This is a genomic window from Nitrospiraceae bacterium, from assembly GCA_019637075.1.
GTDB lineage: Bacteria > Nitrospirota > Nitrospiria > Nitrospirales > Nitrospiraceae > JAHBWI01.
The window spans coordinates 556,097-570,594 of the sequence record JAHBWI010000003.1 but is presented as its reverse complement, the minus strand read 5'-3'; the positions used below and the strand labels follow the sequence as shown (position 1 = coordinate 570,594).

At 57.5% G+C, this 14,498-nt stretch carries 12 protein-coding genes; all 12 read right to left on the bottom strand.

Annotation, left to right across the window (positions count from 1 at the left end):
• Window positions 1-128 precede the first annotated feature (128 nt).
• Window positions 129-485 carry a hypothetical protein gene (locus tag KF814_10705; protein MBX3236615.1) on the bottom strand — a complete coding sequence of 119 codons (357 nt, stop codon included), beginning with the start codon at window positions 483-485 and terminating at the stop codon, window positions 129-131.
• 613 nt (window positions 486-1,098) lie between these two features.
• Entirely contained in the window at window positions 1,099-1,488 is a 390-nt protein-coding gene (locus KF814_10700) for a hypothetical protein (protein MBX3236614.1), read from the bottom strand.
• A gap of 102 nt (window positions 1,489-1,590) precedes the next feature.
• The gene (gene hpnH, locus KF814_10695; protein ID MBX3236613.1) at window positions 1,591-2,607 is read right to left on the bottom strand and encodes an adenosyl-hopene transferase HpnH; all 1,017 of its coding nucleotides are present in this window, start codon (window positions 2,605-2,607) and stop codon (window positions 1,591-1,593) included.
• A 107-nt stretch (window positions 2,608-2,714) separates the two neighbouring features.
• Window positions 2,715-3,947 carry a hypothetical protein gene (locus tag KF814_10690; GenBank protein ID MBX3236612.1) on the bottom strand — a complete coding sequence of 411 codons (1,233 nt, stop codon included), beginning with the start codon at window positions 3,945-3,947 and terminating at the stop codon, window positions 2,715-2,717.
• Window positions 3,948-4,053: 106 nt separating this feature from the next.
• Window positions 4,054-6,645 carry an SLBB domain-containing protein gene (locus tag KF814_10685; protein MBX3236611.1) on the bottom strand — a complete coding sequence of 864 codons (2,592 nt, stop codon included), beginning with the start codon at window positions 6,643-6,645 and terminating at the stop codon, window positions 4,054-4,056.
• A gap of 98 nt (window positions 6,646-6,743) precedes the next feature.
• Window positions 6,744-8,378, bottom strand: coding sequence for a hypothetical protein (locus KF814_10680; protein ID MBX3236610.1), 1,635 nt, complete (start codon window positions 8,376-8,378; stop codon window positions 6,744-6,746).
• A gap of 83 nt (window positions 8,379-8,461) precedes the next feature.
• The gene (locus tag KF814_10675) at window positions 8,462-9,049 is read right to left on the bottom strand and encodes a sugar transferase (protein ID MBX3236609.1); all 588 of its coding nucleotides are present in this window, start codon (window positions 9,047-9,049) and stop codon (window positions 8,462-8,464) included.
• Window positions 9,046-10,206, bottom strand: coding sequence for a DegT/DnrJ/EryC1/StrS family aminotransferase (locus KF814_10670; protein ID MBX3236608.1), 1,161 nt, complete (start codon window positions 10,204-10,206; stop codon window positions 9,046-9,048). Before KF814_10670 ends, KF814_10675 begins: the two co-directional genes overlap by 4 nt.
• Entirely contained in the window at window positions 10,199-10,921 is a 723-nt protein-coding gene (locus tag KF814_10665) for a class I SAM-dependent methyltransferase (protein MBX3236607.1), read from the bottom strand. Before KF814_10665 ends, KF814_10670 begins: the two co-directional genes overlap by 8 nt.
• Window positions 10,922-10,956: 35 nt before the next feature.
• On the bottom strand, window positions 10,957-11,988 hold the full coding sequence (locus KF814_10660; protein MBX3236606.1) for a glycosyltransferase family 2 protein: 1,032 nt from the start codon (window positions 11,986-11,988) through the stop codon (window positions 10,957-10,959).
• 36 nt (window positions 11,989-12,024) lie between these two features.
• Window positions 12,025-13,416, bottom strand: a complete 1,392-nt coding sequence (locus KF814_10655) for a hypothetical protein (GenBank protein MBX3236605.1) — start codon at window positions 13,414-13,416, stop codon at window positions 12,025-12,027.
• A gap of 31 nt (window positions 13,417-13,447) precedes the next feature.
• The gene (locus tag KF814_10650; protein MBX3236604.1) at window positions 13,448-14,476 is read right to left on the bottom strand and encodes a glycosyltransferase family 4 protein; all 1,029 of its coding nucleotides are present in this window, start codon (window positions 14,474-14,476) and stop codon (window positions 13,448-13,450) included.
• Between the last annotated feature and the right edge of the window lie 22 nt (window positions 14,477-14,498).

The following is a 14,498-nucleotide window of genomic DNA, read 5'->3' as shown; positions in this document are numbered from 1 at the left end:
TCGAGGCGGAGTACGGCAGCCTCGGCAAAAGCGTCAAGATTCAGCGAACAACGAGGTCACAGTTGGACTTCCCCCGCCTGCACAACATCACTCGATCCGGCGAGGGACAACGCCCCACGGACCGCTCTCTATTTATGCCGCTTGCCCTGTCCCTTTCTTTGCCGTTGCTCTTCACGAGCCCGCTTGCGGGAGATCTTTAGCCCAATCCACCCCAGAATAGCAACAGCCGAGACACCCAGCCCGATCAAGAACCACTTCGGCGGGCCGAGATCGCTCTCGCACCCACTTCCAAAACTGACCCAGAGCTTTCGTTCCGTCTCGAGGTCGTTCGGATCAAACTGAATTTTATGATTCTGCTGCTCCCCGCCGACTTCCACCAACAGCGGGTCGCCCACGTTATCGTTATGCAGGTGAAGGGTAACCTTGTAGTACCCGTCACCATCGGTCTGGACTGTCTGCCCGTAGGTGATCCGGGTGTCCTTCACCAGGACGTCAACCCCGGCTCGCCCCTTCCCATCGGAGCCACATACGAACCCTTCAACGGTGAAGCGGTGATCGGCTGCGTGACTCGCGAGTGAAATCGACGGCCACGCGAGGGGTCCGATGATCCCCAATGCAACCCAACACCATGCGGAGGCACCGCAACCGATTGTCCTCCGACCTCGTCTTGTCATACCCCTTGTCGACCTGCTGTTCGCCCTCGAGCAAACCCTGCTGAACCCCACGCAGCGAGCGGCCACATCGACATGGGCATGCCCAATTTTGAGGCCGATCCTTCTAGCATAGGGCACCCTCTTTGTCAACAAATGGATCGAGTCAAACAGCACGAGAAATCACTCTAAACTCCAGCACAGATTCGACGGGATCGTACGCAGGAACACCTGCTTATCACGGTGGTGCTCATTGCATACGAACACCTCCGCAGAATCCATCAGTGAAGGATCGGCCATACAGTTGCGATGAATGGGAACCGCGGCGGGTGAATGATCTACGGCGTGAGGGAGCTTCGGAGAAAAAAACAGAGTGGGATGATCGACACGTCCGTCCTGTTACCCGACGGCGTTTCACGAGCAACGGACAACGCCCGCTGCTCGCCCCTCAGAGGTGGCCGCGGGCCCTGGCTTCAGCCTCCACACGCTCGGATTCGGCCCGACGCTCGGATTCCTTCTTGGCGTGCCAGGATTCCCAGGATTTGCCGTTGGCGGTATCCTCACCCGAGAAGGTAATGGCAGCCACGTCGGTGTAGGGAATGGTCAGGACACCGGCGCCGTTTGAGGGGAACACTTCGAGCCAAGCCGAGGGCCCCTCGCCGGATCGGTTGAACACGAAGCATGGGATCGACTCGCCGGATGTTCGCTCGATCGTCACATCACCGCGATAGTCGAAGGCGAGCTCGATGGCCTGCTGCAGCTCGGCCGCCGAAGAAGGACGCAGCACCTTCCCTTCGGGGCTGCTGAAGTGAGTGGGTTGCGAGTTGGGCTCAGTCATGATGGACCAAAGGGGTTACGGCCAATGGCGTACAGCCTCTAGCCGCAATAGAATTTGCCGTTTCAACCAACCATTTGCGACATGGCATGTGCCCTGCGCTCCTTATCTGGCTGTCGGCAACAGGGTGATCTTCACGGTGCGGGCAAACCCTGACACCGTGCCGAAGGTGTCTTCAACCGCCGACGCCTCATACCCGCAGTGCACCATACACTCGGCGCACTTTTCGTTCTTGCTGGTCCCGTAGTTCTGCCACTCCGTCGCTTCCATCAGCTCGCGAAACGTCTTCGTATAGCCTTCCTGCAGCAGATAACAGGGCTTCTGCCAGCCGAACACGTTGTACGTGGGATTGCCCCAGGGCGTGCACTGGTACTCCTTAATGCCCATAAGGAAGTCCAGGAACAACGGCGACTGGTTGAACTTCCATGCCCGCTTCGGGCTGTGCAGAATCTTCGAGAAAAGTTCCCTGGTCTTGGCCTTCTTGAGAAAGTGCTGCTGGTCAGGGGCCTTCTGGTAACTGTAGCCGGGGGAAATCATCATCCCCTCGACACCCAGGGCCATCATCTCGTCGAAGAACTGGCGCACGCGATCGGGGTTCGCGTCGTCGAACAACGTCGTGTTGGTCGTCACGCGATGCCCACGGTTCAGGGCTTCTTTAATCGCCCTCACCGCGACGTCGTACACCCCATCGCGGCAGACCGCTAGATCATGCTCCCGCTTCAACCCGTCCATGTGAACGCTGAACGTCAGATACTTGGACGGGGGAAAGTCCTTGAGCTTCCGCTCGAGCAAAATCGCATTGGTGCAGACATAGATGTACCGCTTCTGCGCGACCAACCCCTCCACGATCCGCCCGATTTCCGGATGGATCAGGGGTTCGCCGCCTGGAATGGCGACGATCGGCGCCCCGCACTCTTCGGCCGCCGCCCAGCACTGTTCCGGGGTCAGCCGCTTGTCGAGCACATGGTCGGGGTACTGGATCTTCCCGCAGCCCGCGCAAGCCAAGTTGCAGCGGAACAACGGTTCGAGCATCAGCACCAGGGGATAGCGCTTAACCCCCTTAAGCTTTTGGGTGAGTACGTACTTCGCAACTGTATACATCTGGGAGACTGGAACAGCCATCCCTCTCTCCTCTGGTTTAGAGTTCGCTGTATGGAATGCGACCGAGAAAGTCGGTCTTCTCAGGATAATCGAGGGGATTCTACCACCGGACTTGAAAAATCGTCAATTTAGCGGAGTGTCGCGGCAGGCCTAACGCGCGATCGGTAGTCCAGGAAGAAGGCAAGGAAGACGCCGACGACCAACGCCAGCACGCCGGCGACGGCCGTGTTCAACAAAACCCGAGGCCGGCTGCGCTTGTCGGCCGGCACCCCGGGATCAAGCACCTGGACGGTCGGCGTATCGCGGGCCTCGGCGATCTTTGCCTGCTCGTACTGCGACGTGAGCAGCGAGAACAAGGTCTCCTGCACCTTCACCTGACGGAACAGCCGGGCATATTGCAACGCCAACTCCGGCACCGACACCATCGCCGGGTGAAGCCGATCCTGCCCCGGCAACATGCCCTTGCCGTTTTTACCCGACTCCATCAGGGCCAACTGCTTTTTCAGCTCTTCGATATTGGAATGGATCCGGGCCAGGTCCGGGTTATCGCTCGACAGATACGTTCCCATCACCTGGGACTGTACTTCCTGCGCAGTGATCTGGGCCTGGATCATGGCCGCCGCTTCGATCATGACCTTGGATTGGGCTTCTACGGCGACCGTGCGATTCTTCGTCTGGAAATCCCGTAGCGCTTCTTCGGCCTTGCCCATGGTCTCTTGCGTCTCCGCCAACCGTCGTTCGATGAAGACGCGATTCTGCCCGGCCTTGCTGACATTCACCGTCCGGTTCAGGCGGTCGAGATTGGCCACGTAGAAATTGGCCATGTCCGCGGCCACTTGCGGATCAATATCCTCCACGGCCACCTTCACGACCTTTTCCTTCGTCACGGTAATGCGTACGCGGTCGGACAGCTCTTCGCGAGTGTCGACCATCGTCTTTTCCCGATAGCGTTCCATCAAATTGAACTTGGCGATCACGTCATCGGCCATGACACGAGACTTGAGGATCGACACGAACACGTCGGTCGGCGTGGTGGGCAACCCCGGCAGATTCACGCCAAGATTCTGCGCCACATTACCGGCCGCACCGGTCGCCATCAACAGGGCGCCGAGCGCACCCGTCTCTTTACTCTCCAATTGCGGCAGCACGGCCGCGGTCGACTCGTAGATCTTCGGCAGCAAAAGGCTCACGGTCGCGGCCAGCGCAATCGCCCCCAGACAGAGCCCGCCGATCAGTTTCCACCGCGAGACCACGACGTCCCAGTAATCGAACAGGCTCACGCCGTCGATCGGTGCCGGCTCCTCCACGCGAGTCCGTGGAGGCTCCATCAACGCTTGGGGTGTGTCGGATTGCCAATCCATCTCTTAAACCTGCACGTGGCTTCCGGCAGCTGGCATGCGGTTGAGGTCACAATATCCCTTTCCCCGGGCCTTCTGCTATTACGCCGGAGGCCCTGTGCGCCCGCAATCAACGTCCCACCACGGCGATGCCCGCCGCCGTGAGAGCCAAGCTGCCGATGATACTGGCCACCGTCTGCCACAGCGCCAGCTGCGGCGTCCGAGTCTCGATTTTTTGCGGGATCACGATCGTATCGCCGGGCCGTACGTCCTTGACGGCCAGGTAGGTGGCTTCAGTCGTCCCGTTGGCCCGCATGATGTAGGACTCTTTCTTGTTGGCATCTTCGGTCATGCCGCCAGCCTGCCGCAGATAGTCTTCAAATTCGAGATTCGGTCGGTGCACGACCGTGCTGGGATTCCGTACCGACCCGATAATACTAACAGTCTGTGGCGGCGTCGGGATACGGATCATGTCTCTGGCTTCGAGAATGATATCGTCCTCACTCCCCTCGAGCTTTTCGAGCGAATCCATTTTGACCACCACCCGGCCGAGTTCAACGCGGGAGGTGATGGCTTCCAATTGCTGGAGTCGCAACATCAACACCTGCTGCTCCGCGATCGCTCCACCTGTCGAAAGGGCCGCAGGTCCGCTCAGCCCGGCCGTCCCGGCTGCAACTCCCGCCGCCTGCGCGGTCAAGCGCTGCCGCTCTGATGCGATGTATCGCTCCAGTTCACTCTGCTGCTTGATTTTGACCGACTCGCGCACCAACACAAGCCCACTGGGGAAAGAATTCGGCGTGAACCCTCCGACCCGCTTCAGCACCGAGCTCAGGCGCTCGCCGGTCTCGATGGTAAGATAGCCGGGCCGTTTCACCTCACCCTCAACAAGCACAAGGCTCGGCGGCCGCACTTGGGTCGACACCACGACCTGATCCAGTCGTGACAGGGGGAGATTGTCGGCCTCGCTTCCGTCAAACAGTGCCTTGGGGCTGAAGGAAATGACCTTCGTCTGGTAAGTGGCGGGATCGGTCCGGACGATCTCCGCGCGATCCTGATGGGCATCGACAGTCAGCTTGTCCTTGGTCAACAAGTCGCGCAGGTGCATACCCGCCCGGAATTCATAGGGACCCGGCGTCTTGACCGCACCGACCAGACTCACCACGTTCACCGCCTGAGTCGGCAATGTCCCGATACGAATGTAGTCGCCATCCAAGAGAATGGGGTCGCCGCCCGCTACACCGATTCGACTCTTTTCATCACCGCGTGACCGCATGGCCAGAACCAGGTCCACGTCGATAAGCTGGCGCCCCTCGACATTGGGGTCGAGCCGGAACATGTGGCACCGCTGCCGATCCGACAGGGGGGTTAAGCCTCCGGCCAAAGACAACAGGTCGGTCAAGCGCGTACCGGGCTTGGCTTCATAAATCGCCGGCCGTTTGACCGCGCCGCTGATCGCCACGACAGGGCCGACCGGCGGCACCATTACCACATCGCCACCCTGGAGCCGCACATCACCGCGACGATCGCCCTGCATCAGAAACTCATAGAGGTCCAGCTCGGCCACAGCCTTTCCGTCGCGCATGATCTTGACCTGGCGGAGCGAACCGGAATGGGCGGGGCCGCAGGCCGCATAGAGTGCATTGGAGGCCGTCGCCAAAGCGCTCAATTCATATGCGCCGGGGCGGACGACCTCGCCCACCACAAACACCTTCATCGTCCGGATACGCGCCATCGACACGTGTAATTCGAACCGCTTGAGCAACGTACTGAGCCTGGCACGGATCGTCTTTTCGGCTTCGACAAACGTTTGGCCGCCGACCGGGATCGCCCCCACCTGCGGCAACACCAACATCCCGTCCCGTTCTACCGGTGCGATATAGCTCCGATTGAAACTTTGGTCCGGCACATTCCAAATGTGCACCCCCAGCGAATCCTGGGGACCGATGACATAATCGGGTCCTACAGGGACATCCTGCACGGGAGAAAAGGTATTCGCATTGGCATCGAAGAACTCGTAGCCGAACTGCTTCAGCCGGCTCTTTACACCTTGCAGAATGGAAAACTGCGCGAAGGCTTCCTCGATTGAAAAATCTTGGGCGCGCAGGAGTTCGCCCGTGAACGGCTTCTTCTCAGCATCCTGTACAGTCAGCGGAGCACGCTGATCAGCGGACGGAACCTGCTGGCCCGGCAACATGGGCACCAATGCCCCGGGAATTCCAGCCTGACCTGGTCGGCGGGCCAAGGTCTGTTTCTCCCGCTCCACCTGAGCCTGATATTCAAGCTCGCGCCGTTCCTTCTGGACACGAAGCGTTTCTTGCTTGCGGTCAAGTTCTTCCTGCTCCTGCCGCAACCGTTGTTCGACCGATCCGGGCAGCAGACTGCGCGGCTCAAGCGGCCAATAGTCGTTCAAGTTGGGAATCGTCGATTCGGGGGAAAGGTCCGCGGTCGGTCTGGTCGGACAGGGAGTCTGAGTCGGGGTCAGCGGTTGTAACGCCGTCGGATTCGTGACGATCGGCTGGCCCGGCGACCCTTGCAAGCCATATAACCCCAAAGCCCCGGCCCCAAACGGGATCGACGGTGCAACGGGACTGCCTGCTGATGCACCTGCCGATCCCAAACCCGGTAGCGGCACCGGTAGAGTTTGAGCCAACAGAGCGGGCGGCAAGACCATCGCACTGCAGATCATCCAAATGAGCAAGCGTGTTCCAAGGCTAATCGACATCGTCCTGTACCTAGAAGTGGGAGTTCCCCGTATAGCCTTGCCACAGTAGCCAATCAAGCTTCCTGACGTCAACTACAGGAGGCCGAACAGCTATCGGCTCAAAATTGGACAACAACCCCGGTCCAGAACAAATGATTCTTGGCCGTCACCCCGCCAGCGAACGTCTCGGCGAAGGGGTTGATGGCGGTCACCTGCCCCGGGTTGCTCAAGCGCTGAAAGATGTAGCCGCCCATGAATTGGAGCGACGAGGAATACCAATAGGTCAGGTCAATAGCAGCCTCCCGCTTTCGCTCGTGAATCGGTTGCCCTCGGTCCCGTTCCTGAAGATTGAAGTTCGCCCCGAGTTGCAGCGCCTCCGCGAGGTAGCGAGTCGTGCGCACGAAGAGGTCGATCCCGTCGGTGCCCATATGGTGCCCCAAAGCAAACCCGCGGTACCGCATCCCGCTCGCGTAGGGAAAGTTGTTGTACCAAACCTGCCGCAACTCGGGATGCCGTCGCCGCCCCAAATCGGTGTCGGCATACTCGATGCGGAGATCCATGCTGTCGCCGGAGAACACCTGCGGGATGTAAATTCCTCCCAGAATGGCCGTTCGACTCGGAATCGGCAGCTCCGACCACTTGTCTTCGGTACCCATCTCGCCATAGAGCTGCAGCCCTGCAGGAAAGGGGACCAAATAGGACACGTGCGGCACCCGCAATCGAAAATCCACCATCGCCTGCTCGTTCACATCACGATTGCCCGTTTGGTTGGACTCATGGATATAGGCATCCACCACCGCCCCCGGAAACGATTGGTCATGTCCTCGACCATCGAACTGGGTCAACCGAGTCAGCCCGAGTTCGAGCCAAGTGGTCGGCAAGTAGCTCAAGCGGAGACCGAATACCTTGGCACGAGAAAAGTCCCGATCCCGCTCGAGCTGGGCCAGGAACGAGTTGATCTTCCATTCACCAAGTCCACTCAAGAAACCGGGCAGACGAAAGGGTCGATCGGTGCCGACTCGGATCATGTCCATGGGAAAGGCATGGTCGGTCAGCAACAATGAACCATGATAGCCATGCCCCCACCATTGGGTCCCGCGTCCCGCCTCAACCGAGATGTTGGCATACGTGAGTTTAAGGCTGAACTCACGGAGGTAAAAGTTCTCGCTATTGTTCGTGGCCCCGATACCGAGCAGGTGCCGGTTGCTGATGAATTTCGGCTGAACCATCGCGGAAGCCCAATCGTTGAACTCGACCCAACCTCGCGCATCGGTTTGGTTCTGCACGCCGTTGACGTAGTATTCGCCGCCCCGATTTTCGCGAAACCGCACGGTCTGCCCGCCGCCGATCGAGGAGACATCCATCTCGGATTGCACGCGCAGTCCATAGCGCAACATCCCCTGAGGGTCGCCGGCCGAGCGGCGCAAGATGCCCATCCGCACCAACTCCGGACGAAACTCCTGCATCAGCCGTTCAAGCAACGGCTCCCCGACGGCCTCGCGCCCGTCGACCTCGACCTCATCTTGACGAATCCGCTCGACCGCGCGCGCAACATACTCCGCCGCTTGCTTCCGACTGTAGGGCTTCGGGCCCAGGATGGCGCGATCGATCAGGTCGAGACCGACCAACCGTTCGATTGCCTCATACGACCAGTGGTGGAGCGGCACATTCGATGTCGCATGACCAATCCCCTCGTACGCGAGCACGAAGAGGAGCACGACCGGCACAACGCAAACAAAAAGCCGACGGACCAACCCGATTCCTCCTACAGGGCAAAGGGGTAATTTTGGGAAAACGGAGGGGAACAAGTCAATCGCCGACAGGCATCAACCTGTTGCTATGGAAGCCGACTGATTGTGCGAAGCAGGATGAGGAGATCGCCGAGAAATGAGGCATTTCGCACATATTCTCTGGCCACTCGAATCTTATCGGGCAGGATGTGTTGAACGTAATACTCCTCGGGACATTCTGTCTCCGCAAGGATTGTCTCTTCATTTCGATACTTGAGCGAGGCGGGATCCGTGATTCCCGGACGGACCTTCAATAACTCCTCATAGTCGTGGCGGAACTGCTCAACATAGTGGCGCACTTCAGGCCGCGGCCCCACGAGACTCATTTCTCCACGCAAGACATTCAGCAATTGCGGCAGCTCATCGAGTTTTGTCCGTCTCAGCCATCGCCCCACAACGGTCACCCGCGCGTCTCCGCTCACGGTGATTTCGCCTCCATCCAGCCCCGCATTTGCGCACATCGTGCGAAACTTGTACATGCGAAATGGACGAAAATTCCGACCGATCCGTTCGTGCAGGAAAAACACCGGCCCAAGCGAGTCGAATTTGACCCACAAGGCGATGCAGACAAGCAGCGGAAACAGGAAAACGACCCCCACCAGGGCAAGCATGAAATCCATGCAGCGCTTGATCACCGGCGATACTCGGCAACAACGGTCCGTACGGAATCAATGACGTGCCGGATGTCTGCGTCGCTCATCCGTGGATAAATGGGCAATGAAACTATCCGGTCGAACGCCTCGCTTGCGACCGGATAGTCCCTAGAGGTGAAGCCAAATCTCGACCGATAGTAGGGGTGGAGGTGTAGCGGTATGAAATGAACGGATGTGCCCACCCCAAGTTTTTTCAGCGCTTCTATAAACCCGTTACGCGTGATACGGAGCCGCTGTAAGTCAAGCTGGATCACGTAGAGGTGCCAGGAATGCTCAACATCCCTCGCAGCCTGCGGAAGTCGCAATTCAGGCAAATCGGCGAACCCGGCATGATAAGCCGCGGCAACCGTCTTCCGCGCCTCAAGGGAACGGCGCGCTTTGGCCAGTTGTTCAACCCCGATCGCGGCTGCGATATCCGTCAGGTTGTACTTATACCCGGGCGCTTCGATTTCGTAATACCACGAGCCGGCATCCGTATACCGAGCCCATGCGTCCTTGGTAATCCCATGCAGGGTCATCCGGCGCATGTGTTCAGCCCACGCCTGATTGTTGGTCGTGGCCATCCCCCCTTCACCGGTCGTCAGGGTCTTCGTAGCATAAAAAGAAAAACAAGTGATGTCGCCGATGGAGCCGATTCTTCTGCCCCGATAGACGGAGGGAAATGCGTGGGCGGCATCTTCGACGACCGCCAGTTTGTGAGCCGCCGCGACCTCCGATAGAGACTGCATATCGCATGGGTGTCCGGCGAAATGTACGGGGATCACGGCTTTTGTCCGACTGGTAATTTTTTCAGCAAACCTGTTCGGGTCTAAATTCAATGTGGTCGGGTCACAGTCCACCAGAACCGGAATAGCTTTGAAATACACCACGACCTCCGCGGTAGCGGCAAACGTCATGGTCGGGACGATAACTTCATCTCCCTCTTGCACTCCGACGGCATCCAACGCGACATGCAATGCGGCCGTACAGGAATTCGTCGCCACCGCATGCTCAGTTCCGACTTGTGCGGCGAAACGCTCCTCGAACTGTTTTACTTTGTTCCCTGTCGTCAACCAACCTGACTCAAGCACCTTCGTCACCGCGGAGATTTCTTCCGCACCAATATCCGGCAGATGGAACGGCACAGAGCGCTCACTCATAGCGTAAGCCTTTGCGGATGGTTCCGAGATAGTGCGTGCGCAACAAGGGCACGAGACTCAGTACCTGACAGGCAAGCCATGAGACCGGCGCGACCATGCGAACAAGCGGAGGCAGTAATGTCATGCTGCGGAGTTGAACGTGACACGCTGGGAACAGTCTCAGGATTTCGCGCTTCTTGACGCCACGCACATCAGGATTCCACGGGTTATCGCGATAAAAGTCGTACCACAGAATGATCCCGTCCTGCTTCAGTACTCTCAGCATTTCCTTTGCGAGTTGTATCTGAGCCAAGGGATCCAGGATCGAGGTAAAGACTGTCGATTGAATAACCAGATCGAAGCTTTCATCTGGAAACATCAACGTTCTCGCATCACCACAATGAATACAGACCCCGGCAGGGCTAAGCCGTTGAGCCGTGGCCGCTCTTTCTGGCAAGAGTTCTACGCCGGTAATGTTCCCGGGATTGGCGCCCCACCTAACGAGATCCCGAATCCAAACTCCACTACCACAGCCAACTTCGAGAATTTTCCCATTTCGCAAGACGTCGCGATCCATTTCCCTCAAGATGTCGAGCACACCTCGTTCGCGTTCCTGCAACATAAAGAGTTGTCCGGGATTAGACAGCCCATAAATGTTCTGGGGGACGGGGATCTTTCTTTGCTCCCAAATGGGCTCAAGCCGATCCCGCTCGAAGTCTGACTGCACTGTCTGCATAGCGGCACCAGGTCCTTTCCCTGGCTACGCACCAGTTAGCGCGACAAGGGAACCGCCCGACCATCGAGACCACCGTGCCGGCGGAACACCCATATGTCCCAACAACCGTGAAGAAAACCGGTTCCATACGCTGCATGAATGATCGGAAAGACAAGTACGGAAAAGAGGCTCGGCGCCCAGCCATATTGCCGTATCATACTCACCGCAACGATAAGATTCGCGGCCGCATAGGCAGCAACAACTCCCTGCGTCAGTCCCCAAAAGGCTGGGGCTAACAACCCCAGAATTACAACCGCCAGTAGTCCAACCAGGAATACGGAGGGAATCAATTGTCGAAATGTCAAAATGCGCATCAGTTTATAGGCCGTCAGCGGTTTGAAATACCCATACTGATAGTAAGTACGCCATAGCTTCGCGAGGGAAGTACGAGCATAGTAGTAGGCGCGAACTTCCGGCACCAGTAGAACCTTTCCCCCATTGATGATGAGACGATGGTTGAACTCATCGTCTTGGTTTCTTACAAACTGCTCGTCGAAAAGGCCGATTTTATCGAAAACCTCCCGCCTGTAACATCCCCCCCACACAGTATCAACCCATCGAGGCTTCGATAGGGTGGAGGTGTATAGGGAACTTCCAACCCCAAACGGATGAGATACGGCACAGGCAATTGAAGCCGCAACCACGCCCCGTCGGCCCGGAACGGAAATCCTTACTCCTCCGACGTTATCGGCACCAGTCGAGAGGAGAAACGAGACCAGCTTCGAAATATAGTCAGGACAATAGGTTGCATGTGCGTCCATTCGTACAATAAACGCTCCCTTCGCTTCTCGAATGCCAACATTCAGTGCACAAGGCGTCGTTTGGCGCTCATTGTCCACCATCCGCACGAATGAATAACGCATTGAATACTCACGGAGTATCGGCCTAGTTCCATCCTGGCTCATTCCATCTATGACGAGCACCTCCATCAGTGCATGGGGGTAGTCGCCGGCAATGATTGAATCAAGGCATGCTTGGATGTAATCGGCCTCGTTTCGACATGGTACAAGCACCGTGACAAACTTCATTGGCGACGCCATTGTCACGGGACTATTCTGAAAGTTTTATGCACGCGACGTTGCCGACCCAGCAGGCCAGCCCCAACGACAAGAGCCACAGACGAGAATCATGGTCGGTATCAGCAACCCTTCCACCAGCAAGCCCTTGTATCCCTCGACACCAACACGCATCAGCATCGGAATGCTCGCGACGAACATCGTGGGGGCAATCAATCTGCAAATTCCGGCGAACTGTGAATCTTGCTCTGACCACTTCTCCGGAGCTGATATGCATGCTGCCCACACATAGCCCCATACGAGCGCCCCAATCGCGACACCTAGTATGCCGAAGTTCAGATACCATCCGGCTGCATGATGAATTGTGTACCCCTGTCCTTCTGCCGCCCCCACTTGCTCCGCATAGTAATAATAAATATCGGGAGGACGGTCCGGCCACACAGCTCTTGGAACGATGGACGCCATCCCGCTGATCAGGCTCTGACCGTAGGTGAGCGGAACCTTCAGCGATAATGCACCGTACAGTGAAAAATGGGCCGCATAAGCCTCATTACTTGAGAACAGCAGTTGCGCAAGATCAAACCATTGAGACGGCTCCACGTCGACAAGCGCTCCTGCCACAGCGGAAAGAGGCAGACCGCGCACAGTGTCGATTACCCGCAAGATGGCTACTCCAACGAGAGCTGCCATCAGTACCCCCACCAGTCGCTTCTTTTGAGCATTCGCTTCGTACAAAAGCATCCCCACTACCCCAGCAAACAACAACTCATTTTTGTTGCCAAGCATGAGGGCAAACCAAATGAGACCACCGATCAGTACTGTGTACCCAACCATGGCAATCCGGTTCCTTTGGCCAACAAACACACGAGGGTGACGCCCGCTTACCGCCACGGCTAATCCGATCGCGGCGGACAAAAACGCTCCTCGATTCAAGAGCTGATGGATCGTGAAGAAGGGAACGGCCTCGCCCAGCATCCCGCGCGTTACCGCGTACCCCGACAGATTTAGCCCTTCAGCGGTTTCAAGGGATTCTCTGACAAGCCAATAGCTCACCACGCCGCAAACGACACCGAATCCCAGCAGGACAACGTGATTAACTCGGATTGGAGACTTGAGGTGGATGCCACTCGATGTCCTACCTCGGACGCGCATCAATAAGCAGACTTCAATGACAAGGATGAATCCCACGTAAAGAATCAACGCGCTGAAATAGCTCCCGTCCAGATTCACCGGAAAGAGCTTCTCCTCCAGATAGCCATACGATTTGCCCCCGACACCGGCCAGACGATCGCTCACAATCGACCATGCGCCGAACAACGACCAGTAGTACATCATGGCGAGGCCGGTCAGGATGGCGAGGCTTTTCGTCCTCCTCCAAATCAAGAAGGCCAAGAAGGCAATGACAACCGTTCCTCCCCCGAGCAGCAAATAATACGGCACAGTTCCATCCCCCAAATCGAGCGATTGAAACTCAGGCTGTCAGCACTTCCCGGTAGACAGCTACCAATTGGCGCGCAACATTCTCAGAAGAAATATCTGCGACCGTCTCATGCCCATTGGAACGACGGGGGTCGCGCAGGATTTCAGCAAGTCCCTTAGCAATTGAAGAAGGGCGCCGTTCCACGATGATCGAGGGAGTAACCTTGGCCAGACGCTCACGCACATCACCCGCATCCACTGTCACTACTGGGAGATCGCAAGCCACGGCTTCTTTCACGATATTCGGCGAACCTTCCCAATCACTGGTCACTAATAGGCAATCGGCGGCGTTGAGATACGTCGATATGTCAGCATGGGCGACCCGGCCGTTCAATTCAACGAAATCAAAGTCGAGCGACATTTTCCTAGCTTCAGCCACGGCTGCCAATGCCAAGTCCTTCCGTTTGACCAATGGGTCATCTCCCACATTGAACAATACGACTGGTCTCCCTGGAGGCCAGCCCAGTTGGCGGCGCGCCACGTCCCGAGAGATCGGCCGAAACCTCGATAGGTCGACCCCGGTAGGAATGATTCGCACTTCGCTTCCACCTCTCCAAAGCCTGCCTCTGAGTTCCGCACTCACGCACACAATACGAGCGGCGCGATACGCAGCGATTTGGGAAAGAAATCGCCCCAACCTGGAACGAATTGAAGAAATACTCGGGCACGGATTCAAATCACTGCCTCGGTAAGTAATTACGATCGGAATCGAGACGGAAAGTGCCGCTAGCATCGCGGTCACGGTGCCGTAGTGCGCATGAACCAGATTGGGGCGAAATTCGCGAATCTCTTTGCGCAAGCGCCGCGTCTCATAGAGCACCACCACAGGAGAGGTGCGGGACCACAAAAACACCGAATGATTCATCACTCCCAAGGCAGAGAGCGAACTGATTTGCTCCGTAGCAAACACCATACGTTGCGGATCCGGCGGCCCCGGGAGAACGTGACACACCCGAAGCGGCGCTTCGCTGGAAACCGAACAAGGCAGCACCTCGGTCGATTCCTTTTCCAACTGGAGCATGAAGGGATCGCAGCTTTCACTC

Bases quoted from the DNA above. Each gene is read 5' to 3' on its own strand.
- KF814_10700 (MBX3236614.1), bottom strand. From the start codon at position 1,488: ATGACTGAGCCCAACTCGCAACCCACTCACTTCAGCAGCCCCGAAGGG.
- hpnH (MBX3236613.1), bottom strand. From the start codon at position 2,607: ATGGCTGTTCCAGTCTCCCAGATGTATACAGTTGCGAAGTACGTACTC.
- KF814_10690 (MBX3236612.1), bottom strand. From the start codon at position 3,947: ATGGATTGGCAATCCGACACACCCCAAGCGTTGATGGAGCCTCCACGG.
- KF814_10685 (MBX3236611.1), bottom strand. From the start codon at position 6,645: ATGTCGATTAGCCTTGGAACACGCTTGCTCATTTGGATGATCTGCAGT.
- KF814_10670 (MBX3236608.1), bottom strand. From the start codon at position 10,206: ATGAGTGAGCGCTCTGTGCCGTTCCATCTGCCGGATATTGGTGCGGAA.
- KF814_10665 (MBX3236607.1), bottom strand. From the start codon at position 10,921: ATGCAGACAGTGCAGTCAGACTTCGAGCGGGATCGGCTTGAGCCCATT.
- KF814_10660 (MBX3236606.1), bottom strand. From the start codon at position 11,988: ATGAAGTTTGTCACGGTGCTTGTACCATGTCGAAACGAGGCCGATTAC.
- KF814_10650 (MBX3236604.1), bottom strand. From the start codon at position 14,476: ATGCTCCAGTTGGAAAAGGAATCGACCGAGGTGCTGCCTTGTTCGGTT.